The sequence below is a fragment of the Pseudolactococcus laudensis genome (genome assembly GCF_013449735.1).
Classification (GTDB): domain Bacteria; phylum Bacillota; class Bacilli; order Lactobacillales; family Streptococcaceae; genus Pseudolactococcus; species Pseudolactococcus laudensis.
The window spans coordinates 1-24,421 of record NZ_JACBNY010000009.1; the positions used below are offsets into that span (position 1 = coordinate 1).

The 24,421-nt window shown below is 38.1% G+C and carries 21 protein-coding genes and 1 riboswitch; all 21 genes read left to right on the forward strand.

Annotated elements, in window-relative coordinates; genetic code table 11:
- A partial coding sequence (locus tag HZR21_RS12025) for an IS3 family transposase (RefSeq protein ID WP_330872713.1) occupies positions 1 to 73 on the forward strand: 73 nt, incomplete at its 5' end.
- 239 nt (positions 74 to 312) lie between these two features.
- On the forward strand, positions 313 to 912 hold the full coding sequence (locus HZR21_RS06345) for an SGNH/GDSL hydrolase family protein (protein WP_180746931.1): 600 nt from the start codon (positions 313 to 315) through the stop codon (positions 910 to 912).
- Positions 912 to 1,475, forward strand: a complete 564-nt coding sequence (locus HZR21_RS11925) for a glycosyltransferase family 2 protein (RefSeq protein ID WP_180746932.1) — start codon at positions 912 to 914, stop codon at positions 1,473 to 1,475. The genes HZR21_RS06345 and HZR21_RS11925 overlap by 1 nt, the downstream gene beginning before the upstream one ends.
- A complete protein-coding gene (locus HZR21_RS12030) occupies positions 1,472 to 3,907 on the forward strand; it encodes a CDP-glycerol glycerophosphotransferase family protein (RefSeq protein ID WP_180746933.1) in 2,436 nt (811 codons plus the stop codon). The genes HZR21_RS11925 and HZR21_RS12030 overlap by 4 nt, the downstream gene beginning before the upstream one ends.
- 80 nt (positions 3,908 to 3,987) lie before the next feature.
- A complete protein-coding gene (locus HZR21_RS06360; protein WP_180746934.1) occupies positions 3,988 to 4,356 on the forward strand; it encodes a hypothetical protein in 369 nt (122 codons plus the stop codon).
- Between the two features lie 178 nt (positions 4,357 to 4,534).
- Positions 4,535 to 4,834, forward strand: a complete 300-nt coding sequence (locus HZR21_RS06365) for a hypothetical protein (protein ID WP_180746935.1) — start codon at positions 4,535 to 4,537, stop codon at positions 4,832 to 4,834.
- A 65-nt stretch (positions 4,835 to 4,899) separates the two neighbouring features.
- The gene (locus HZR21_RS06370) at positions 4,900 to 5,781 is read left to right on the forward strand and encodes a hypothetical protein (RefSeq protein ID WP_180746936.1); all 882 of its coding nucleotides are present in this window, start codon (positions 4,900 to 4,902) and stop codon (positions 5,779 to 5,781) included.
- A 607-nt stretch (positions 5,782 to 6,388) separates the two neighbouring features.
- Entirely contained in the window at positions 6,389 to 7,123 is a 735-nt protein-coding gene (locus HZR21_RS06375) for an IspD/TarI family cytidylyltransferase (protein WP_180746937.1), read from the forward strand.
- 331 nt (positions 7,124 to 7,454) lie between these two features.
- Positions 7,455 to 8,405, forward strand: a complete 951-nt coding sequence (gene glyQ / locus HZR21_RS06380) for a glycine--tRNA ligase subunit alpha (protein WP_180746991.1) — start codon at positions 7,455 to 7,457, stop codon at positions 8,403 to 8,405.
- A complete protein-coding gene (gene glyS, locus HZR21_RS06385; RefSeq protein WP_180746938.1) occupies positions 8,405 to 10,435 on the forward strand; it encodes a glycine--tRNA ligase subunit beta in 2,031 nt (676 codons plus the stop codon). The genes glyQ and glyS overlap by 1 nt, the downstream gene beginning before the upstream one ends.
- Before the next feature lie 31 nt (positions 10,436 to 10,466).
- On the forward strand, positions 10,467 to 10,709 hold the full coding sequence (locus tag HZR21_RS06390) for a DUF896 domain-containing protein (protein ID WP_003139133.1): 243 nt from the start codon (positions 10,467 to 10,469) through the stop codon (positions 10,707 to 10,709).
- A gap of 228 nt (positions 10,710 to 10,937) precedes the next feature.
- Positions 10,938 to 12,434, forward strand: a complete 1,497-nt coding sequence (locus HZR21_RS06395; RefSeq protein ID WP_180746939.1) for a gluconokinase — start codon at positions 10,938 to 10,940, stop codon at positions 12,432 to 12,434.
- An 81-nt stretch (positions 12,435 to 12,515) separates the two neighbouring features.
- Positions 12,516 to 14,507, forward strand: coding sequence for a transketolase (gene tkt / locus HZR21_RS06400; RefSeq protein WP_180746940.1), 1,992 nt, complete (start codon positions 12,516 to 12,518; stop codon positions 14,505 to 14,507).
- A 393-nt stretch (positions 14,508 to 14,900) separates the two neighbouring features.
- The gene (locus HZR21_RS06405) at positions 14,901 to 16,259 is read left to right on the forward strand and encodes an APC family permease (protein ID WP_180746941.1); all 1,359 of its coding nucleotides are present in this window, start codon (positions 14,901 to 14,903) and stop codon (positions 16,257 to 16,259) included.
- 263 nt (positions 16,260 to 16,522) lie between these two features.
- Positions 16,523 to 17,605, forward strand: a complete 1,083-nt coding sequence (locus HZR21_RS06410) for an aspartate-semialdehyde dehydrogenase (RefSeq protein WP_180746942.1) — start codon at positions 16,523 to 16,525, stop codon at positions 17,603 to 17,605.
- Positions 17,606 to 17,754: 149 nt separating this feature from the next.
- Positions 17,755 to 18,096: a PadR family transcriptional regulator gene (locus HZR21_RS06415; protein ID WP_180746943.1), complete on the forward strand. Its 342-nt coding sequence runs from the start codon at positions 17,755 to 17,757 to the stop codon at positions 18,094 to 18,096.
- Positions 18,086 to 18,967: a DUF1129 family protein gene (locus HZR21_RS06420; RefSeq protein ID WP_180746944.1), complete on the forward strand. Its 882-nt coding sequence runs from the start codon at positions 18,086 to 18,088 to the stop codon at positions 18,965 to 18,967. Before HZR21_RS06415 ends, HZR21_RS06420 begins: the two co-directional genes overlap by 11 nt.
- Before the next feature lie 40 nt (positions 18,968 to 19,007).
- Positions 19,008 to 19,185, forward strand: a riboswitch (Lysine riboswitch).
- 132 nt (positions 19,186 to 19,317) lie between these two features.
- The gene (dapA, locus tag HZR21_RS06425) at positions 19,318 to 20,205 is read left to right on the forward strand and encodes a 4-hydroxy-tetrahydrodipicolinate synthase (protein WP_180746945.1); all 888 of its coding nucleotides are present in this window, start codon (positions 19,318 to 19,320) and stop codon (positions 20,203 to 20,205) included.
- Between the two features lie 145 nt (positions 20,206 to 20,350).
- Positions 20,351 to 22,063 (forward strand): ribonuclease J, encoded by a 1,713-nt coding sequence (locus tag HZR21_RS06430; RefSeq protein ID WP_003139168.1) that lies wholly within the window; start codon positions 20,351 to 20,353, stop codon positions 22,061 to 22,063.
- A 380-nt stretch (positions 22,064 to 22,443) separates the two neighbouring features.
- Positions 22,444 to 22,968, forward strand: a complete 525-nt coding sequence (gene pyrR, locus HZR21_RS06435; RefSeq protein WP_003139167.1) for a bifunctional pyr operon transcriptional regulator/uracil phosphoribosyltransferase PyrR — start codon at positions 22,444 to 22,446, stop codon at positions 22,966 to 22,968.
- Positions 22,969 to 24,249: a uracil-xanthine permease family protein gene (locus HZR21_RS06440; RefSeq protein WP_180746946.1), complete on the forward strand. Its 1,281-nt coding sequence runs from the start codon at positions 22,969 to 22,971 to the stop codon at positions 24,247 to 24,249. It abuts the gene before it with no gap.
- Positions 24,250 to 24,421 lie beyond the last annotated feature (172 nt).

Here is a 24,421-nt window from a genome sequence, read left to right on the forward strand (position 1 = left end):
TTATAATTCAAAACGAATCCATCAAAGTTTAGGGTATCTTACACCTAATCAATTTGAAAAGGTAAGTGCTTAAAATAAATAGATTAAAATTCTACGTTTGTTACTCTAAAAAATTGACTTAACGTCATCTATTTAAAAGATCTTATTAATGAGGCTTTTAATAATCGGGTATTAGTAGCTCCTTTAAATAAGCTTCAGTCTCAGAACAAGAAAGTACTGTATGTAGTTTTTCCAACTGCAACTAAAATAAAAAATAAATCAGTACTAGAAGAAAAAGTAAGTCAGCTAACGATTGCGACAACACGCGCCAATTTGAAACAAGGTATTATTCCAGAAGCATTACTGCGGTTTGGAGAAAACAAAGTTTATGCGAATGATGTACTTGATGGTTGGGGCTTACAATCACATGAAGGTGGGTATGATACTTTGACAGATAAAACATCCACCTTCGTCAACCGCAAAAATGGTTATCGTCTATCGCCGATAAATGAAGAAGAAAATAAGGATAATAAAAAAGTTTACTTCTTTGGAAATTCTGTCATGTATGGTATTGGTAGTGATGATGTACATACTCTACCCAATCTTGTTGGCAGAAATGCACTTTCTGATAATAAGTCTATTTATGTTGAAAACCGAGCAAATTTTTCAATGAATGACTATGTACGAAGTACTAATTTGCTTAAGCAAATTGATATATCTGATGAAGATATTATTGTGTTTGGTACTCATTTAGCACTTACCGTTGAACAACAAAATATGTTAAATGGGGAATATATTGATATGCAGCCGTATTTTGAACGACCGCATGAAATGGGAGAAGTATTTCTTGATATGACGCACATGAATAAAGTGGGATATGAAAAAATGGCAAGTGTGGTATACAACTATCTTGTAGAGAAAGGTTTGATATAATGTTTAAAATAATTTCAAATGAAAATGATAAACTGACAATTAAAAACATGCAATCTGATGAAAAAGATGTTTTATTTTATGTTGCTAAAGAGAATCCAGTAGATTATTTTGAGTTACCGTTTTCTTATGATGATGGCGAGTTTTCTATTTTATTTTCAGATGTTGATATAGTTTTTCAAGAAAATAACCTGGAAAAAGGAAAATATGGTTATTTTTATAAAGATATTAATGGTTTTAATAGATTAGATAGCCTTCAAGTGACGACAATTCTTGATAAAAAAGGTAAAAGAGAACAAAAGTCCTATTTCAAACCACTCAATGGGATATTTAAAACTTTTTATCCAGCGCTTGAATTTTTTGAATACAAAGTCACGATTATCATGGCAGTCTATAATGTAGAGCAATTTCTAGCTGATGCCCTCAATAGTTTAATTGTTCAAAGTATTGGGTTTGAAAATATTCAAGTTTTATTAGTCAATGATGCTAGCCCTGATAATTCTAAGGCAATTGCCATTGAATATGCTAAAAATACGATAATATTACTTATCTCAAAAACAATGTGAACTCAGGCGTTGCGATAACTAGAAACAAAGCGTTACCATATATAAAAGGCGAATTGGTTTCATTTATGGATCCTGATGATATGTTATCGCCTGAAACGATTGAAAATGTTTATAAGTTTTACCAAAAACATAAGGGGAGCACAGATGTCGTGTCAATTCCTCTAGAATTTTTTGGAGATAAGAAAGGGCAGCATCCGCTTAATTACAAGTATGAAAAAACACAACTGGTAGACTTATATAAAAATCCTTCTTTTATACAGTTATCATCATCAAGTGCTTTTATTGCACAAGATAAATTTACTAAAGACAAATTAAAATTCCCTGAAGATGTTATTGTCTCTGAAGACTTTCTGCTGTTGAATGAAATAATTGCTGATAAAATGACTCTTGGTGTTGTAAAAGAATCCTTATATATGTATCGCAAGCATGGTAAATCAGCGCTAGATACGATTATTGATAAAAAAGAAAATTATGTTCCAAGAGTTGAAAATTTGCTTTCCATCTTACACAAAGCCAGAGCTAAATTTGGATTTATTCCTAAGTATTATCAATGGGCTGTTTGTTATGATTTGATGTGGCTGCTCAAAGTACCTAAAAAAAATGCTAAATTACTTTCAAGCGATGAAATAGCTGAGTACCAATTCATCATTGATGAGATATTACTATTGATTGATTATGATATTATTAATTCATGTAAGCATGCCAATTATTGGATAAAGAAGTATTATTTAGCTTATAAACTGAAGCAATCAAATGCTGTATCCTTGAATATGGGCATGCATGTGAGCGATAGTACGATACTGTATGAGAAAAGAGATATTACACTTAATCTAGTTGGTGCTGAAAAAAATGAGGTAGGTATTAGATTGTTTGGAAACCTTCTATATCCTAGTGATTTTGAAAGATTTGCTAATGCGAGACTGATTATTAATGAGAAATACTATTATTTCAATCTTAGGTTAAATGATAAACTATCAGATAAAACCCTGTCAGAAAATTATAGAACCCATTTCTTTTTTACTGTTGATATACCATTAAGTGAAAATATGCTAAATGAAGTAATTTTATTTGAAGCTTTTAATGGACAAGATTGGATTATTCCAGTAAGAACATTTGGGAAATTTCTTAGTTTGAACCCAGCTCGTCAGTTCTCTAGAACGATAATTGATGACAACTATGATTTAGTTCTTGATAATAAAAAATTGAAAATATCTAATCAAAAAGAGAAAAATAATTTAAAAGTTAATCAATTTTTACAAACAGTTGATTTTAAATTATTTAGATACTATCAGGATATTATTTCAAAAAAAACTAAACCTATTTGGCTGATTAGTGATCGAATTAACGTAGGTGGGGATAATGGTCAAGCACTTTTTGAATATGTCGTTAAAAATCATCCTGAGATTGATGTTTATTTTGTGGTGGATCAATTTTCTGAAACATTCAACGAGCTAAGTAAGATTGGTCACGTTGTAGCATATGGTTCCATTAAGCATCATGCTCTAGGACTGGCAGCAGATAGATTAATTTCTTCACATGCTGATGATTTTGTGATAAAATTTTTACCTAATAACTTAAAGGCATTTTATATGTTGTTTATTGGAAAATATGTTTTTTTACAACATGGTATTGCATTAGGGATAGATTTAAGTACATGGTGCTTTAAAAATGCTAAGAATTTTTCTGCTTTTATTTTATCTTCTAAACGAGAGTTTGAAGTAAATGGGATATCATCCTTACCGGATTTTGATTATGAGGAAAAAGTTTGGAAACTGACGGGACTTCCAAGGTATGATCTATTAATGGAAAAACAAAATTCTAAAACCGAAAAAGAGAAGGTTATTTTGTTTATGCCAACTTGGCGAAAAGAATTAGTAAGTAATTTTAATGCTATATCTGGACAGTATCCATATTCAAGTAAATTTAAAGAGAGTGATTATTATCAAATTACAAATGATTTATTAAATTCTGAAAAACTTATCCAAGTTCTTAAAGAGAAGAACTATAGGATGAAGTTTGTAAGTCATCCATCGTTAAAACATCAAGATAGTGATTATGCCTTAGAAGAAGGAGTTGTGAGTTTCACAACTGAAAAGTATGTAGATTTATTGGTTCAAGGTGATATACTTATTACGGATTTTTCATCAGTACATTATGATTTTGCCTATCTTAAAAAACCAGTTTATTATTTAGATATAAATAATGAGCAAGATGCGTTAACACACCTTGCTGAATCTTACGATTTTGAAGCAAAGTTACCTTTTGGGGAAAAGTTTGAAACAGTTGATGCACTTGTTGATGTCTTAGTTAGCAAGATTGAAACTGACAGCTTAGTGATGCCCTTAAAGTATCAAAAAGTCGTAGATGAAATATTTGAGTATCATGATACTAATAACTGCAAACGTGTCTATGAAGCGATTCAAAACATATAAGATATATCAACTTAAAGATTCTGTAAAGGATGTATTTTTAGTTCAAACTAGCTGAGTTATATTACTGAAAGGGATTTAAAATGAAAATATATAAAACAATTATCACGCTAATTATTGGCGTACTATTAGGTATTTTGCTTACTTGGGGAATAGGTAGACTACAAAAAACAGATGCTGTCATCCCAAATGCTACATATACGGCAGAAAATTCTAAAACTTGGAAAAGTGTTGATGTGAAAAATGATGTATTTACGTTAACGACAAGTACGGATAATATGATTGCATATAAGTATTTTGATTTAGGCAGTGATAGGGTTTTATTATCATCTCCTACCAATGATCGAATTAACCAATTTAAAGTAATTAAAAATGGTGATAAGTATGAGTTTTATAGAATTACTAATGGTGTGACATCAAAGAAAGCTAATGTTATTCTGACTTCTAAATAATGCTACTAATTGAAACTATACTTGTAAAACTGAATTAAAAACAACCCCAAAAAAACGTATGAAATCAATCTTTTTGACAACGTCCGTCGGGCGTTTTTTTGGTTCTACAACTATCTAAAAGATGCTGATTGTATGTTTCTAGTATTGTTAAAAAATTTTAATTTGATATAATATTACTATGAAGAAAAAAGTATTTTTATTGGGTTCAAGTCAATTTTTACAACCTATAAAATTAGAGGAAACATCTAATTTCTATGCTATTGTGGCAACAAAATTAGATATGTCACTAGTTAGTTTCATGAGTAGTCCTATCAACTATGATAGACAAAAACTTTTGCTGGGAAAAGATAAAAAATTGAACTCTCAGTTGATAAGTGAATACGAAAAAGATGGATTAAATGATTTAATCGCTAGTAATCCAGATGTTTTGATACTGGATTTTTTTCTGATGTCAAATATGGTGTTGTTGAAAACATAATTGGGAATTTTATCACAAATAATAATGAAAAATATGTCATTAATCCATCATTTCAAGGATTAAAAATGAGTCGAGCATTTCATCCTTTATATGAATATGATACATATGTGAAACTATGGACTGGCGCATTGGCCGAATTGATGGTGTTTTTGAAGACGTATTTACCAGAAACTAAAGTAGTATTAAATGGGGGTCAGGAAGCACTAAAGTTGTCAATTATTGAAGGGGATTTAAATAATGCAGATTTTTTAATGATGGTCTTAAATGAATTGAATCAATTTGCGAGCGAAACTTATAGTCTGCCTATCATTTCTGGTGAGATGAATCAGATTGATTTTGCTACTCAATTAACACAGCTAATTTATCCAGACTATGAGAACAATCATGTGAATGAGTTAGCAGTATTGCCTACTGTATCAAACGAGTCAAGTTCAAATAAAGTTTATCACTGGAATTTGATACGAAATCCCAAGTTTGAAAGAGAAGCTGAATTTTGGACAAATGTAGGAGATATTTCTTTTGATGATGACTACATAAAACTTGTTGATGGAGAATTGATTCTTCATGGAGAACGTGATAAAAATGCCTTGTTTAGTTTATTATCAGCTCCTATCAATATTGGTGCTAGCCCTGAAAATCCAGTAGAATTAGAATTGAGCTACGATGTTTTTGCAGATGATGTTTTTGCGATAGAGATATACCGTGATTATATTTTTATTGGCAGGGGGTTTGAAGATAATTTAAGCGTTTCAAATAATGATGCAGTACAAAAAATATATGAACATCAAGCTAAGCTCCTAAACTTGACATCAGGTAAATGGAAGAAAATCAATAAAATCATCACTGTTACAGCACCTTTTTTAAGGGTAGGGCCATTTGTTATGGGGAATACGACTCTAAAATGGAGAAATCTTTCTCTAAAACACCATCGCGAAGATAGTGAATAGCATTTATCATTTTGTTGTAGTGCCTATTTCTCTATAAAGTATTAAATAGATTTGACCATTTTAAAAAAGATGTATTCCAGGTACATTCAAAATGTTTTGATATAACGACAGTAAAAACTCGTAAGGTAGGTAAGTCTTCAATCAGCAAGAAATGCTGAAAAAAACGATGAGATGAATACTTGTCTTTTCAACAACTCATCCAATTTATTCAGTATATTTTTTTAAGAATGAATCGCTTCAATTTTTTTAAAATATAGGCTGTTGAGTCGCCATAATAAATCGACTGGGAAATTCTCTCGCATGATTTATTATGGCGACTTTTTATTTTCATAAAAGTGCTATCTTATTACACAATGTTTTACTAACACAGAAGTGCTATTTTTTACTATAAATTTTAAAAAAATATCTTTTCAATACTCATATTTTTGATATAATTAAACTAAAGATAATATAGAAACGAAAAGTATATTATAACAAGTGGTATATATTAGGGAATAGGAGAAATATAGCCCCTTTTTTTACAACAAAAAGTAACGTTTGGTATTTTATTTTAAATAATATACTGACGCAATAAAAATAGCCGATGATAATGAAAAGGAGAATTATCATGAATTATGTTGTCATTTTTGCAGGTGGTGTAGGCTCTCGCATGTCAAGTAAACTAGGGCCAATTCAATATATGGAAGTAGAAGAAAAGCCTATTTTAATTTATACGTTGGAGCGCTTTTCAACTAACGAGTTGATTGATAAGATTGTTGTCGTTGTTGCTTGTGATTATGTTAGGTACGTTGAGGAGCTTGTGGCACGTTTTAAAGTTGATAAAGTAGTCGCTATCGTAGTGGGAGGAGATTGTTCTCATGCATCAATTATAGAGGGAATTAAAGCGGTTAAAAAGGATGGTGCAAGTGATGATAATATGATTCTTTTTCATGATGGGATTAGACCAATTATCAATCAATTTACAATCTGTAATTGCATTAAAGGGGCGGAGGAAAATGGTAACTCAATTACTTGTATTCCTGCTATTGAGACGTTTGCTCAGTCATTAGACAGAGCCTGCGTTGATAGTGTTACAATTCGAGAAGATATGTTTAGCTTACAAGCACCGCAGGCCTATCATTTTAAAGATGCGTATGAGTTGAATCAGCGAGCTATTCAAGAGGGGATTGTTGGTACAGTTGCTGACCAGGCTGAGCTCAACTGCTATTATGGTAAGACTTTGTATCTATGTGAAGGTTTGCATGGTAATACCAAAATAAAATATCCGATAGACTTTACTTATTTTGAATTTTTGGTAAAAAGTGGGAAGTATCAAAAAATTGTTAATGACATGCCGTTTTAAATATCATAGAATATATTAAGATGCTTATATATTAAATTAGCCACTAAGAATGAAAAGCTAGATGACATGATAGTTGTGATAGCATCATGACATTAATCATTTTTGACAAACTTTAGCAAATTTGTTAAAATAGCCTAAAGCAATGAAACCAAGTGGCGCGGGTGGAGCTTGAAATTGAATATGAGCGCTTGATTGATTAAAACAATCAAGAATTCAGGTGGAACCGCGTCGATAAGGCGTCCTGATACTAGAACACAATGTGTGTTGAGTGTCAGGGCGTTTTTTGTGTTCTATGCAACATTTTAAATGGCAAGACAGTCATAATGGAGGAATTATGTCGAACAAACTATCATTTCAAGAAATCATCCTAACACTCCAAGAATTTTGGAGTAAGCAAGGTGCTAATCTTATGCAAGCCTACGATAACGAAGTAGGTGCAGGCACCATGTCGCCTTATACGTTTTTACGTGCCAATGGTCCAGAACCTTGGAATGCTGCCTATGTTCAGCCTTCACGTCGCCCAGCAGACGGTCGCTATGGGGAAAATCCGAACCGCCTGTTCCAACACCACCAATTCCAAGTGGTGATGAAGCCTTCACCTAAAAATATCCAACAGCTCTATTTAGATAGCCTCGCAGCATTGGGCATTAATGCCCTAGAGCATGATATTCGTTTCGTCGAAGATAACTGGGAAAATCCATCAATGGGTGCTGCTGGGATTGGCTGGGAAGTTTGGCTGGACGGGATGGAAGTGACGCAGTTCACGTATTTCCAACAAGTCGGTGGGATTGAAGTCGATTCTGTGACATCTGAGATCACGTATGGTCTTGAGCGTTTGGCGTCTTATATCCAAGAAGTTGAGTCAGTTTATGACCTTGAGTGGGGCAATGGCGTGCTCTATGGCGATATCTATACGGAGCCTGAGTACGAACATTCTAAATTCGCCTTTGAGGAAATCGAAACGGATACTTTCTTGACGCTTTTCGATACTTATGAAGCACAAGCGACGAAATTACTTGATTTGGGTCTCGTGCATCCGGCCTATGATTTCATCTTGAAATCAAGTCATACTTTTAACTTGCTAGATGCGAGTGGTGCGGTTTCTGTTACTGAGCGTGCGGGTTATCTGCATCGTGTTCGGACGATGGCACGTAAAGTGGCGCGTACTTTCATCAATGAGCGCGCGAAACTTGGTTTCCCACTCTTAAAAGATTCAGAACTACGTGATAAATATCTTGGAGAAAACGGCAAATACACAGAAGTTGCTGGAGGTGACAAATAATGGCAAACTATTTACTTGAAATTGGCTTAGAAGAAATGCCAGCGCACCTTGTAAGTGTTGCATCTCAACAACTTGCAACGCGCGTGTCAGACTTTTTGACAGAAAACCGCGTGACCTTTGAAAGTGTCACTAAATTCTCAACACCCCGCCGCTTGGCTGTCTTGGTCAATGGTCTAGCAGATGACTCAGCATCAATCGACGAAGAAGTCAAAGGTCCATCAGCCAAAATCGCCAAAGATGTAGAAGGCAACTGGTCAAAAGCTATCCAAGGTTTCTCGCGTGGTCAAGGTGTCACACCAGATGATTTGATCCTAAAAGGCGATTACTACTACGCTAATAAACACATCGCTGGCATCGCAACAGCTGATATTTTAACCAAAATCGGCAGCGACGTCATCAGCAAAATGAACTTCTCGACCTACATGAAGTGGGCCAACAACAACTTCCTTTTCGTCCGCCCAATCCAGTGGCTCGTCAGCTTGCTCGACACAGACCTCGTGCCATTTGACCTGCTCGACGTCACAGCAAGCAACGTGACTTACGGTCACCGGTTCTTATTCGACAATACGATCGTTTTGGAAAATGCGTCAGATTATGAAGCAAGTTTGAAACAAGCTTTCGTCGTAGCAGATGCAGACGCTCGTAAAGCTACTATCCAAGCACAAATTGCAGCGATTGCCAATGCAAATAGCTGGGAGATCTACCTAGAACCAGGCCTCTTAGAAGAAGTCAATAACCTAGTAGAATATCCAACAGCCTTCGTGGGTGATTTTGATGCCAAATATTTGGAAGTGCCTGAAGAAGTTCTAGTCACATCAATGCGCGAACATCAACGTTATTTTGAAGTGCGCGATTTAGCTGGTAACCTCCAACCGCATTTCATTTCAGTCAGAAATGGGAATGCTGAGCACATTGAAAATGTCGCTAAAGGGAACCAAAAAGTTTTAGTTGCGCGTCTTGAAGATGCTGAATTTTTCTGGCGTGAAGACCAAAAACTTAAAATTTCTGACTTGGTTGAGAAACTCAAAAAAGTCACTTTCCATGAAAAAATTGGTTCAGTCCATGCCCACATGGGACGTGTGAAATTGATCGCTGAGAAATTACGTCAGCAAGCCAACTTGCCAGCAGATTACGATGCAAAACTTGATCGCGCTGCTGATATTTACAAATTTGACCTTTTAACAGGAATGGTCGGTGAGTTTGACGAGTTGCAAGGCGTCATGGGTGAAAAATATGCCCGCCTTGCAGGCGAAGATGCAGCAGTCGCAGCAAGTATTCGTGAACATTATATGCCAACATCAGCTGATGGTGACCTGCCTCAAACTGAGATTGGTGCCGTCCTTGCCATCGCAGATAAACTAGACACAATTTTGTCATTCTTTACCGTTGGCTTAATTCCAAGTGGTTCAAACGATCCCTATGCCCTTCGTCGTGCGACAGCAGGGGTTTTACGAATTGTTGAAGCGCAACAATGGGATGTTGAGTTGGACACGCTTATTGACGAACTTTATACACTCGACTTGAATGGTTTCAACTATGACCGTAAAGCTGACGTCATGACCTTTATCAATGGTCGTGTGGCTAAGATGCTTGAAGGTACAGCACGCTATGACATTATCGAAGCAGTATTAGCGACTGGTTCGCTTGATGTGGCAAGTTTAAGAGCTGCAGCCCAAGCCATTGATGCGAAAACAAGTGATGCTGATTTTAAAACATCAGTCGAAAACTTGGCACGTGTCTTCAACTTGGCAAGCAAACTTGAAACAGCACCAGCAATTGACGAAAGTCTCTTTGAGAATGCATCTGAAAAAGCGTTGTTTGCGGCTAACCAAGCCTTGATATTGACAGACGATAGCACACAAAATATTAGCGACTTATTCGCTTTATCAGCACCAATCAGTGATTTCTTTGATAACACCATGGTCATGATAGACGACCAGGCCCTTAAAAATAACCGTTTGAGCTTGCTTGCTGATATCGCTGGAAAAGCAGGACAAATTGCTGACTTCACCTTGATTAATACAAAATAATCAAGTATACACACACGTTTAGGAGGAAAAAATGGTAACACCTCAAGATATTGAAAGAATTAATGAACTCGCTCGTAAGAAAAAGACAGAAGGCCTCACAGAAGCCGAGAAGGTCGAGCAAGCAGAACTTCGCCAAGCTTATCTTTCTGGCGTTAAATCAAGCTTGCGCCACCATGTCGAGTCAATCAAGGTCGTAGACCCTGAAGGTAACGACATCACACCTGAAAAAGCTAGAAAAGCGCAATTTGACAAAGGCTTGCGCGATACCTTATAAACAATTAATCATGAAAAATGGGTGCTGGAAGTCATTTCCAACACCTTTTTTCTTAAACGTAAGCAAATTAAGGCACTTCTATGATTGCATATTGCTTTATACGGGTTTATTCAGTATAATTTGATTAAATGGAAACGTTAACAAATCAAATATGAGGAGACTCAGAAAATTTTTTTAACTGTTAATTATTATTTTTGTCATATCAATTGAGGGGATTGGGGGAAAAATATGACTTATTGGATTGGCGTTGACATTGGGACAACAGCGACAAAGGCTGTACTTTTTACAGCATCAGGAGAAGTTAAGACAAGTCATACGATAGCGTATGACCTTTATCGTAATCCTTCAGGGATGGCGGAAGAAGTACCAGAAGATATTTTTGATGCCGTAATTGGCACCATACGAGCGGTATCTGATAGCTTAACAGTAACAGATAAACTAGCGGGTATTGGTTTTTCGGCACAGCAACATTCATTGATTGGAGCTACTTATGATTTTAGACCATTAACGCGCGTCATAACATGGGCTGATACGCGGGCTAATGAAGAGGCAACAACATTAAGAAACTCTGCGCTAGGGCATGCTATTTTCATGCGGACGGGCACACCGATTCAACCGATGTCACCCTTAGCTAAATTACTTTGGTTAAAAAACAAGCATCCCGAGCGATTTCAGGCAGTGCGATACTTCATGGATATCAAAACCTATGTGTTTTGTCGTTTATTTGGAGTTTATAAGCTAGATTTATCACTTGCTAGTGCGACAGGACTTTACCACCTAGAGAATCAGCAGTGGGATTATGAGATTCTTGATATGTTAGGCATCACACGTGATAAGTTGCCTGAGATTGTTTCACCTTACGAAATTGAATCCGGCTTATCATTAGACGATGCGCAAAAAATGAATATTCCACCCGACACACCATTTATCTGGGGCGCAGCCGATGGTCCGATGTCTAACCTAGGCGTTAATGCCATGCAACCGGGCGTTGCGGCTCTGACCATAGGGACATCAGGCGCTATTCGTGTCATGACCGACCAACCTCTTGTTGATGAAAAAGCAAGGACTTTCACTTATGCTCTAGATGAAACACATTGGGTTGTAGGCGGTGCGACAAATTCAGGTGCATCTGTTCTAGCCTGGCTAAAAGAGCAGGTATTTGCTGACAAACTCACGCTGGAAGAAATGACAACAATGGCAGAAAAAGTCCCACCTGGTAGTCGAGGCTTGATTTTCCATCCCTATCTGGGAGGTGAACGAGCACCGATTTGGGATGCGACGGCGACTGGTGCCTTCTTTGGTCTTGGCTATGAACATGGTCAAGCAGAGATGACGCGTGCAGTTATAGAAGGGATTACCTATAATATCCATGCCATTGCACATGCGCTTGAGGAAGTAGTCGGCGAGATAAAAAGCGTTCAAGCAACGGGAGGCTTTGTAAACTCTGGACTTTGGTTACAGATCCTTGCTGATATTTTTGAAATGCCTATTCATATCCCTGAGAGTCAAGAGGCTGGCTGCTTGGGTGCTATGATTTTATCGCAAAAAGCATTGGGGGTGATTTCGGATATTGATGAGGTTGGCAAGCAAGTAACGGCTAGTGCAGTCTATACACCTTTGCTAGAGCATTTTTCTACTTACCGTGAACTAGAGAAACTCTATACTGAGTTACTCACGCATTACCAAACGACCTATGGAAAATTATCAGCATTTAAAAGAAGGTAAATTCACAACCTTTTTCTGAAAATTCTGTTAAAAATTATGGTATAATTTTTATAACTTGAAAAAATGAAAGGCTTTCCAAACATGACTTTTGATAACACTGACCAACTCGCGGTCAATACGATTCGCACACTGTCTATTGATGCCATCCAGAAGGCAAATTCAGGTCATCCTGGACTTCCGATGGGTGCTGCACCTATGGCTTACGTTCTTTGGAGTAAGTTTCTAAATGTCAATCCGTTGACGCACCGTGATTGGTCTAACCGTGATCGGTTTGTCCTCTCTGCGGGTCATGGTTCTGCTATGCTTTACTCGCTTTTACACTTGGCAGGCTATGATGTGACGATTGACGACCTCAAAAACTTCCGTCAATGGCAAAGTAAGACACCAGGTCATCCAGAGGTGGATTGGACAGATGGTGTTGAAGCAACGACTGGGCCACTAGGTCAAGGGATTGCTAACGCCGTTGGTTTGGCTATGGCTGAAGCACATCTGGCAGCGACTTACAACCGTCCTGGCTACGAAATCGTTGACCACTATACTTATGCGCTTAATGGTGATGGCGATTTGATGGAAGGTGTTTCGCAAGAAGCCGCATCTCTCGCAGCTCAGCTCAAATTAGGTAAGCTTGTTTTGCTATACGATAGCAATGACATTTCATTGGATGGTCCGACTTCAAAATCATTCCCAGACGATATTAAGATGCGTTTCGAGTCATATGGCTGGCAACATATTTTGGTCAAAGATGGCAATGATTTAGAAGAAATTGAAGCAGCCATTACACGTGCCAAAGCTGAAACTGATAAACCAACAATTATTGAAGTGAAAACAATCATCGGGTTTGGTGCTGAAAAACAAGGGACTTCAGGTGTCCATGGTGCGCCATTAGGCCCTGATGGTGTCGCTTTTGCTAAGAAAAACTATGGTTGGGATTACCCTGACTTTACAGTCCCTGCAGAAGTTAATCAACGTTTCCTTGAAACGCTACGTGCGCGTGGCGAAAGCCTTGAGCAAGTTTGGCGCGAAACTTTTGATGCCTATGCTAAAGACTATCCTGAGTTGGCCAAACAATATGCAGATGCTTTCAGCAATGTCACACCTGAGCTTGACTTGCCTAAGTATGAGCTTGGTACATCAGCTGCTAGCCGTGTGACGTCACAAGAAACGATTCAAAAATTATCAGCACAAATGCCAAACCTTTGGGGTGGTTCGGCTGACCTTTCTGCCTCAAATAATACCATGGTCAAAGTCGAAAGCGATTTTGAAGCTGGTAATTACGCCGGTCGCAACATCTGGTTTGGTGTGCGTGAATTTGCTATGGCAGCAGCTATGAATGGTATTGCCCTTCATAGTGGGACACGTGTTTATGGTGGGACGTTCTTTGTCTTCTCAAACTACCTATTGCCAGCTGTTCGGATGGCTGCCTTGCAAGATATCCCTACCGTTTACGTCTTGACACATGATTCAATCGCTGTCGGTGAAGATGGTCCAACACATGAACCAGTTGAACAATTGGCAAGCGTCCGTTCAATGCCAAATCTCAACGTCATTCGTCCTGCTGATGGCAATGAAGTGATTGCAGCATGGCGTCGTGCAGTAACTGAAACGAAACGCCCAACGGCTTTGATTTTGACCCGTCAAAACTTACCAGTTTTGCCTTATACAGCTGAACTTGCTGAAGAAGGCGTTAATCGTGGCGCCTACATCATCTCACCTGAGCAAAAAGATGCTGATTTAGACGGTATCATCATTGCGACAGGTAGCGAAGTAAAACTTGCTATTGATACACAAGCTGAGCTTGCTAAAGACGGAACAAATGTGCGCGTCGTATCAATGCCTGCACAAAATATCTTTGATGAGCAGTCAGCAGATTACAAAGAAGAAATTTTACCACTTGCCGTGACGAAACGCCTAGCTATTGAAGCAGGTACAAGCTTTGGTTGGGGTAAATATATCGGCCTTGCCGGCAAAACGTTAACTATCGACACTTGGGGTGCCTCAGCACCAGGCGATAAAGTTTTCCAAGAATATGGCTTTACAGTTGAGAACGCTGTTAAGATTTATCGTGATTTGTAAGTCAATCGTTAATTTCTAAAATAGACTTAAAAAATAGGCTATAACCGATTTTCGATATTAATCGTAATCAGTTATAGCTTTTTTTTGTATAAATTTTGAAAAATTGCGAAGAGTCAGTAATAATCGCGAGAAACGATACGAAAATGGTAGAAGTATAATTACCAGATATACAAATAAAGAGAAGTAGCAAACTAGCCCTATCATCATCTTTTAATGCTTAGCTTGTATTTTCTCTATTGGGCTGATGACCTTTATCCGAGCCTCTTCTTTGATATCAGATAATACAATATTTTGTTATTTAAAGCTATAAGTTGTTAAAACATCAAAAGTAGTTTATAATAATCTAGCGGAACCGCTTACGAAAAATATGTAAGTGGCGAAAATAGGAGACAAATGAAACAAGAGAAAACACGCAAGTTTGGCCTTTTGATGTCGATTGCGATGATTATTGGGATTGTGATCGGCTCAGGAATTTTTTTCAAAGCGGATGATATTCTAATTCAAACTAACGGTAATGTCATGATGGGCTGTCTCGTCTTGTTATTAGGGGCGTTCGGTATTATATTTGGTGGGATTACCATTTCAGAATGGGCTAAGCTGACTGATGATGCAGGAGGGCTTATTTCATATGCAGAAAAAGCTTTTGGTAAATTGTTTGCTTTTTTACTGGGTTGGTTTCAGAGTACGGTTTATTTTCCAGCCTTAGTTGCGATTGTTGCCTTTGTGGCAGCCAACTATACTTTGGCGCTTTTTCCTTTCTTAGGTAGTGCTACATATGGTATCTGGCTGATGACTTTAGTCTATTTAATAGCTATTTATGGCATGAATCTTTTGTCGAGTAAACTATCAGAGATTTTTCAGACATCATCCATGTTTATTAAGTTGATTCCCCTCTTTTTGATTGCGATTTGTGGCTTAATTTTTGGGGACCCACATGCTATTTCATCACATACGATTACTTTGCCAGTTGTGTTATCGTCAACAGGTGCCATCGTAGCTGTTGCTTTTTCTTATGACGGTTGGGCTGTTGCGCCGTCCATTGGCCATGAAATCAAAAACTCGAAACGCAATTTACCCTTGGCACTCATCATTAGTCCTCTTATTATTTTGACAGTCTATGTCAGCTATTTTGTCGGCATTTCCTTGATGATTGGGCCTGGTGAGATTATGAAAATGGGAGATTTAGCTTTTTCTGCAGCGGCTGAGCGTTTGTTTGGATCGGTGGGGGAGCGACTTATGCTGGTTGCGGTGATTATCTCTGTTCTGGGGACGCTCAATGGTCTGGTGGTCGCAAATATTCGTGCGCCTTACTTTCTGGCTCTGCGCAAGGAGCTACCGTATAGCAATAAAATCGGTGTGCTACATCCGAAATTTAATTTGTCTATTTTATCCACTTTGATGAGCTTTATCATGACTCTGATTTGGTTGGGGATTCATTTTTTATCGCTCACTGTGCCAAGTATCAGCCAGTTTGGGATTGATATTTCGTCAATTCCGATTGTTATTATGTATCTCTTTTATACAGGGCTGTATGTGGGTGTGATGATGCGTACGGCTAAAGGGCTGATTCATAATAAGCTCATCGGCTATGTGTGTCCGATATTTGCGATTCTAGGGGCTTTCATGATTTTATATGGCGGCTTGACTGCCGCCAATGGTGTTATCTATTTAATCGTATCAGGTTTGATTTTAGTGAGTGGATTAGCGCTATATCAATTTGTCGTTTGCAAGAAACCTAAAAATAGCGTATAATAGGTTTATGCGATGAGTCGATTTGGAACGCAAGTTCCTTATTTACGCTGAGAGATTCGGGGCTTAGCCCGTCAAGGATTGATGGAATCTTGTCAAGAAATGTGAACTTTTTGGCACGGCTATTGTAAAATAGTTGCTCTGGGGATCCCCTTTGTCTTTGACAGAGGGGATTTTTTTAATCAAAAAGGACTTTCATTTTGTTTCAAAACGTGATAAAATAGGGCTATTAAAATTTTTTAGAAAATTCAAACGAGGATACCCACATGTCAAAAGAATACGTTGTTGCAGTTGTCGGCGCCACTGGTGCTGTTGGTAGTCGCATGATTGAAATGCTTGAATCATCAACGCTCCCAATCAAACAAGTGCGCTTGTTTGCGACCATTCGCTCAGCAGGCAAAGTCTTGACTTTCAAAGACCAAGACATCACCGTTGAAGAAACAACAGAAAACTCATTTGAAGGGATTGACATCGCCCTCTTTTCAGCAGGTGGTGGCGTCTCAGCCAAGTTTGCGCCCTATGCCGTTAAAGCAGGTGCAGTTGTCGTTGACAATACCTCAAACTTCCGTATGAATCCAGACGTGCCACTTGTCGTGCCAGAAGTGAATGCCCATGCGCTAGACGCGCACAATGGTATCATCGCTTGTCCAAACTGCTCTACGATTCAAATGATGGTAGCACTCGAGCCTATTCGCCAACAGTTTGGTTTGGAACGCATCATCGTGTCAACTTATCAAGCAGTATCAGGAGCTGGTGCTAAAGCCATTGCTGAAACAGAACGCGAAATCAAAGAAGTGGTCAATGATCAGGTTGATCCTAAAGACGTTAAGGCAGATATCTTACCAGCTGGTGGCGATAAAAAACACTATCCAATTGCTTTTAATGCCTTACCACAAATTGATGTTTTCACTGACAATGACTACACATATGAAGAAATGAAAATGACCAATGAAACCAAGAAAATCATGGCAGATGATAGTATTGCCGTTTCAGCAACCTGTGTCCGGATTCCAGTGATTTTGGCACACTCAGAGTCAGTTTACATCGAAACCAAAGAAGTGGCACCGATTGACCAAGTGAAAGCTGCGATTTCAGCTTTCCCAGGTGCAGTTTTGGAAGATGATCCAAGCCAACAAATTTACCCGCAAGCAGTTAATGCTGCTGGGCATCGTGAAACCTTTGTCGGTCGTATCCGTAAAGACTTGGATGCAGAAAAAGGCATTCACATGTGGGTTGTTTCAGACAACTTGCTTAAAGGAGCAGCGTGGAACTCAGTTCAAATCGCAGAAACTTTGCATGAACGTGGTTTAGTCCGCGCAACAGAAGACTTGAAATTTGAGTTGAAATAAGGGATTGAAAATACTATTCATTTAGAGATAAAGAGTAGTATTTTTTTTGTTATTTTTTAACTACTATGCTTTACAAACTAGATAAAAGATGTTAAACTAAATTTATCAAGTAATAGGTAATACAAACTAGTTGTCAAGAAAGGTGAGATATGAAAGAAACGCAATTATTAAAAGGTGTCTTAGATGGTTGTGTCTTGCATATCATCGCTAATCACAAGATATATGGTTACGAATTAGTTCAAAAATTAAAGCAGTACGGCTTTGATACAATTGTCGGTGGGACAGTTTATCCACTCTTACAAAAGCTAGAAAAAATGAACCTGATTGAGGGGAAAATAGAAAAATCACTTGATGGTCCAGACCGAAAATATCTTTATATAACACCTGAAGGCAAAGCATATTTAATGCAGTTTGATGCACAATGGTTAGCTTTAGTAGGCAGAGTTGCTGAAATTATTAAGAAAGAAGATGGAGAATCCTATGAAAACTGATAGTGTAACCATGTTGATTGAAGAAAATAATCAATTAAGAGAAAAACTCAACGCAGCAAATAAAGTCTACTATGATAAAATTTTATTGTATATGCGCAGTACTTCTCTGTTTAAAACTGACTTAGAAATTGAAAATATTTTACTTGATTTATTACGAGATTTGTTGGAAGTCCAAAAAAATGGTGAAAGTGCTAGTGATTTTTTTGGGAAGAATCCACAAGAAATGTGCCAAGAATTACTAGATAATACCAGTCAAGTATCCTTCAAAAATATACTGAAAACACTTGTGCCAATAGTAGGAGGGGGGCTTTTAGCTACTATCTTTTTCGGTGTGCTTAATCCAGTATTGACGATTAATTTTTTTCAATTAATTCTGGAAATAATCGTCGTATCCGTTGTGGTTTGGTTAATCTTTAGACATATGAAAAAAACTGCTTTCAAACGACAAAACAAGTTTAAATTACGAGATTTCGTACCTATCTTTATCAATTATAGTTTAGTCATTTTAGTTATTTCTGGCATTTTCTTACTTTCGATTCTTTTTATGACAGATTTTCTTGTTGTGACAGTTCCTGCACCTTATGATATATTCTTGATTATATTTTTAACAGCTATATTATTCGTTTGGGAAGTGATAACTAAAAGTGATTGGTTCAAAAGTTTATTACCTGTATTTCTTATCATGGGAGTTTTGGCAACATTAGCTCGGACGGCTTTAGGCAAGGGCTTAATAGATTATTTTAGTGAGTCAGAGATGCGCATGGTTGTCGTTTTACTCATCATCTATATTATTGCGATGTTAGCCTTTAGTGTTCCTATTTTGCTGTCTCTATCACGAGATAAAAAGCGTCGAAAATCAAATGTTAGTTAGAAAATACTTTACAAGCTTTTAAACAATATGTTACAATATAAACTATATTAGAGGTTGCAGATACGAAGAATGATAATCGAGTGGTGGACACGATGACATTATCAGGCGGCGTAGATGCCGAAAGTCATATTTCACCACAGAAATTTGTCTTGGGGCGTTGGGTTAAATCCCGCGAACTGTCTTTTGTCTATCCAGACAAGAGGTGAGCTAATCAAATGACAATTTGACTAACTTGACAGCCTTTAATTTTTATTGAAGGCTGTTTTTATATCCTAAAACCCTTTGCTGACGGTCTCATGTCACCTCAAAATATCAAAGAGGTGCTTGCTTATGAAAAGAAAAGAGCGCTTATGTCATTAGAACAATTAAAAAATGCCCAAATTATCACTGCCTTAGTCACGCCATTTAAAGCAAACGGTGATATTAACTTTGAGGTCTTACCAAAATTGATTGAACATTTGCTTGCGCATCACACGCAAGGCTTGATTCTGGCTGGGACAACGGGTGAATCACCTACCTTAACACATGATGAGGAGTTAGAGCTTTTCAGAGTGGTACAAGAGATTGTGGCAGGACGTGTGCCATTAATCGCAGGTATCGGCACTAATGACACGCGAGATTCAGTGATTTTCACACAGGAAGTCGCAGCCTTTGGTGGTTTTGCAGCAGGTCTTGCGGTCGTGCCTTACTATAATAAACCAAGTCAAGAAGGCCTTTTCCAGCACTTTACAGCCATTGCGGATGCCTCAGACTTACCGATAGTCCTTTACAATGTACCAGGCCGTACCGTCGCTCAGCTCACACCAGAAACAAGCCTACGTTTAGCGCAACATCCAAATATCATTGCGATTAAGGAATGCACGGGTGTTGAAAACCTGACCTATCTTATCGAACAGGCACCTGAAGATTTTCTTATTTATACAGGTGAAGATGGTCTCGCTTTTCATGCCAAAGCCTTAGGCGCACATGGTGTCATTTCAGTTGCGGCGCATACTAATGGTGATGACTTTTATGAGATGTTTGAACAACTAGAAAAAGGTGATATTAAAGGCTCAGCACGTATTCAACGTCAACTCTTACCTAAAATCGATGCTTTGTTTTCACTGCCAAGCCCTGCACCAGTCAAAGCAGTACTCAATCATCAGGGATTTGAAGTTGGACCTTTAAGATTGCCACTTGTGGCAGCAACGCTTGACGAAGCCAAGTCCATTATTCAGGTGATTGAAGGTGGTAAATGATATTACGGTGGTAAATAAGTAAAGTTTGATATAAAACCAAATAAATGGTACACTAATTATAAGTGTAACTGTACAAGATAAGTCGGAGCTGCACGGTTTCGACTTTTGATTTGCAAAAATATCAATTATTGGAGAAAAATTATTTATGAGTAAGATAAAAATAGCCGCGCTAGGTGGCGTGCGCGAATTTGGTAAAAATATGTATGTCGTTGAAGTTGATGATGTCATTTTTGTTTTGGATGCGGGCTTGAAATACCCAGAAACTGAGATGTTAGGGGTGGATTTTGTCATTCCTGATTTGAGTTATTTGGTGGAAAATGCAGACCGTGTAGCAGGTGTTTTTGTGACACATGGACATCCAGACTCTATCGGTGCTTTGCCGTATCTTGTGTCTGAAGTTCCGGTTCCTGTTTTCGGTAGTCAGTTAACAATTGAATTGGCAAAAATCGGCGTGAAAAACTTTGATGGTAGTAAGAAGTTTGATGATTTCCATGTTGTGGATGAGTCTACTGAAATTGACTTTGGTACAGCAGTCATCTCATTCTTTGCGACAACACATACAATTCCAGAAAGTTTGGGTATCGTGATTGGTACGCAAGATGGCAATATTGTTTATACAGGTGATTTCAAGTTTGACCCTGCAGTTGGCGAAGGCTATAAAACGAATATCAGCCGTTTAGCTGAAATCGGCTCTCAAGGCGTTTTGGCACTTCTAAGTGAATCAGCAAATGCGTTAACTAACCTACAACCAGCCAGCGAATCGGAAATTGCTGATAAAATTTTCGATACCATTGCTGACTGGGAAGGTCGCGTTATCATCGCCTCTGTAGCCGGTAACTTGGCGCGGATTCAACAAGTTATCGACAGTGCCATTAAAGTCGGCCGTCACATTGCATTTACTGGCCATGATTTAGACAGAATCGTTAAAACAGCCAGTGATTTAGGCAAATTGCGCATTGATGATGAAAAAATGATTATCAATCCTAAAGACATCAACAAATATGAAGACCGTGAAATTTTGATTTTAGAAACTGGTCGCATGGGTGAGCCACTTAAAACCCTTGGTGACATGGCGACAGGCCGCCACCGTGCAGTCAAAATCAAAGATGGCGACCTAGTCTATACAGTGACAAGCCCAACAATTTCTTACGAAACAATGGTCGCAAAAACAGAAAACATCGTCTATCGCGCAGGCGGTATCATGAAAATGCTATCTAGCGATCTGACCGTTTCAGGCCACGCTAATTCTCGAGATTTACAATTTTTACTAGACATCTTACGTCCTAAAAACTTGATGCCAGTTCAAGGTGAATACCGTGAATTACAGGCGCACGCAGAGCGTGCCATGGAAGTGGGGATTTTACCTGAAAATATCTTCTTGGCAAAACGTGGGGAAGTCATTACTTTTGATGAAAATGGTAATTTAGAACCAAGTGGTGTGATTCCAGCTGAGAACGTGATGATTGATGGCTCAGGTGTTGGTGATATCGGTAATATCGTCTTACGAGATCGTAAAATCTTGAGTGAAGATGGTATCTTTATCGCGGTAATTACCATTTCTAAGCATGAGAAAAAAATCATCAGCAAGACAAAAGTCCACACACGTGGTTTTGTCTACGTGAAAAATTCGCGTAACTTGATGAAAGAAGCAGCAATCAAAGTAGACGAAAAAGTCAAGACTTACTTGGCAGGCGATAACTTTGATTGGGCTGAAATCAAGTCTGAAATTCGTGATACACTTGGTAAATTCTTATACGACCAGACAAAACGACGTCCAGTTGTTTTACCAGTTGTCATGGAAGTTCGTCAAAATGATTTCCGTCAAAAACGCCATGGTAAAAATAAGAAAAAAGTTTAAAAAATCGAAAAATAATACAAAAAGCAAGACGACACATCTGTCAGTCTTGTTTTTTTAGGTTCAGAAAGTTTGATTTTTATTATTTTGAAAGTTAAATTATCAGAGGACGAAAAACTAGAAGTTTATTTTTTATCTCCGGAGAGAACGTTCCTATTTTGACATGGCGATATCAATCTGAGAAAAAAGATAGCCAAAACTTAAAAAATTTGATATAATAATGACAATCAACAACAGAAACTAGTTATCATCCCTTTTGAAGGGGATGGTCTATCAAATAAACCTTTAAATCGTCCAGAGAGGCGGCAAGGCAAAATGACTGTTTTTTATCATTTCCCTGCCCAAACTGGCAGGGATTTTTTGTTGAAACTATAGGAGAGAATATGTCAAAAACAAAAGAAATCATTGATGAAGTGACAATGAAACGTGCGATTACGCGAATCACTTATGAAATTATCGAGCGTAATAAAGAGCTAGATAAATTAGTTATTGTTGGGATTAAAACGCGTGGTGTGTATATCGCAAAACGTATTCAAGAGCGCTTGAAACAGTTAGAAAATATTGATATTCCGCTTGGTGAACTAGATACAAAACCATTCCGTGACGATAAAAAAACTGAAGAAAATACGACTGAAATTCCGGTTTCGATTACTGACCGTGAAATTATCCTGGTCGATGATGTCTTATATACTGGTCGTACAATCCGTGCTGCGATTGATGGACTTGTTGCCCTCGGTCGCCCGTCAAAAGTCAGCTTAGCCGTCCTTGTTGATCGTGGTCACCGTGAGTTACCAATTCGTGCAGATTATGTCGGAAAAAACATTCCAACTGCGCGTGATGAAGAAATTATTGTTCATGTTTCTGAAATTGATGATGCCGACAGCATTTTGATTAAGAAAGAGGACTAAATGACTGCCAATAAAAATGACGTGATTTATGATGTACACGATAAACCGCCAGTTGGTATGTGGATAGGTCTATCTTTCCAACATCTTTTTGCCATGTTTGGCGCAACGGTATTAGTACCAATTTTAGTCGGTATTGACCCAGCCATTGCCCTATTTTCAAGCGGCCTCGGGACACTTGCGCATTTAAGTGTGACCAAATATAAAATCCCAGCTTACATGGGGTCAAGTTTCGCCTATATTCTTGCCATGCAAAGCCTGATGAAATCTGACGGTATTGCAGCAGTTGCGCAAGGTGCAGTAGTTGGTGGCTTTGTTTATCTGCTAGTCGCCCTGATTGTCAAGTTCGCTGGTAAAGGTTGGATTGATAAAGTCTTGCCACCGATTGTTGTTGGTCCAATCGTCATGGTCATCGGTCTGAGTCTCGCTGGGACAGCCGTGAACGACGCCATGAATAAAAATGGCGAATATAACCTGACCTTCCTGATGATTTCACTCGTAACCTTGTTCTCTGTCCTTGCCTTTAACATGTTTGGCAAAGGATTGACAAGCCTGATTCCGATTTTACTCGGTATCGTTGTCGGCTACATCTTTACCCTTATCGTTCAACATTTCACCGGTACAACAATCATTTCATTTGATGAAATTGCTAAGAGTGCTTGGCTACACGTACCCGATTTTGACATCATGTTTGTTGATTATCACTTCAAACTCTATCCGTCAGCGATTCTGACAATGGCACCAATCGCCTTTGTTACCATGACCGAACATTTCGGTCATGTCATGGTTCTGAACTCTTTAACTGGCAACGATTACTTTAAAGACCCAGGATTAGAACGCACTTTAACAGGTGATGGTGTTGCACAAATCATTGCCGGATTCTTTGGCGCACCGCCAGTGACATCTTATGGTGAAAATATTGGCGTTATGGCGATTACAAAAATTCATTCAGTCTATGTCATTGCTGGCGCTGCCTGCTTTGCAGTTGTCCTTAGCTTTATTGGAAAAATTTCAGCGCTTATTCATTCTATTCCAACTCCGGTTATTGGAGGTGTCTCAATCGCACTCTTTGGCGTGATTGCATCAAGCGGCTTGAAAATTTTAGTAGATAGTAAAGTAGATTTTGATGATAAACGCAATCTCTTGATTGCCAGTGTCATCTTAGTTTCAGGTATTGGTGGTTTGACCTTGAATGTTGCGGGTATCTCTATTTCAGGCGTAGCCTTCTCAACGATTCTTGGTATTCTCATGCACTTAATTTTGCCTAAAACTATTGAAAAGTGACTGAAAATTTGCTACAATAATAAAAACGAATAAAAATCCTTTAACAACAGTCCCGTGAGGCTGTGAAGGTTGTCCACGAAAACGTCCGTCTTTTTTTTGAGCGCGGACGAGGCTATGGCTACCTTTAGGGTAGCCATTTTTTTGTCTGTTTATCTGAAAAGCTTTGCTGTTA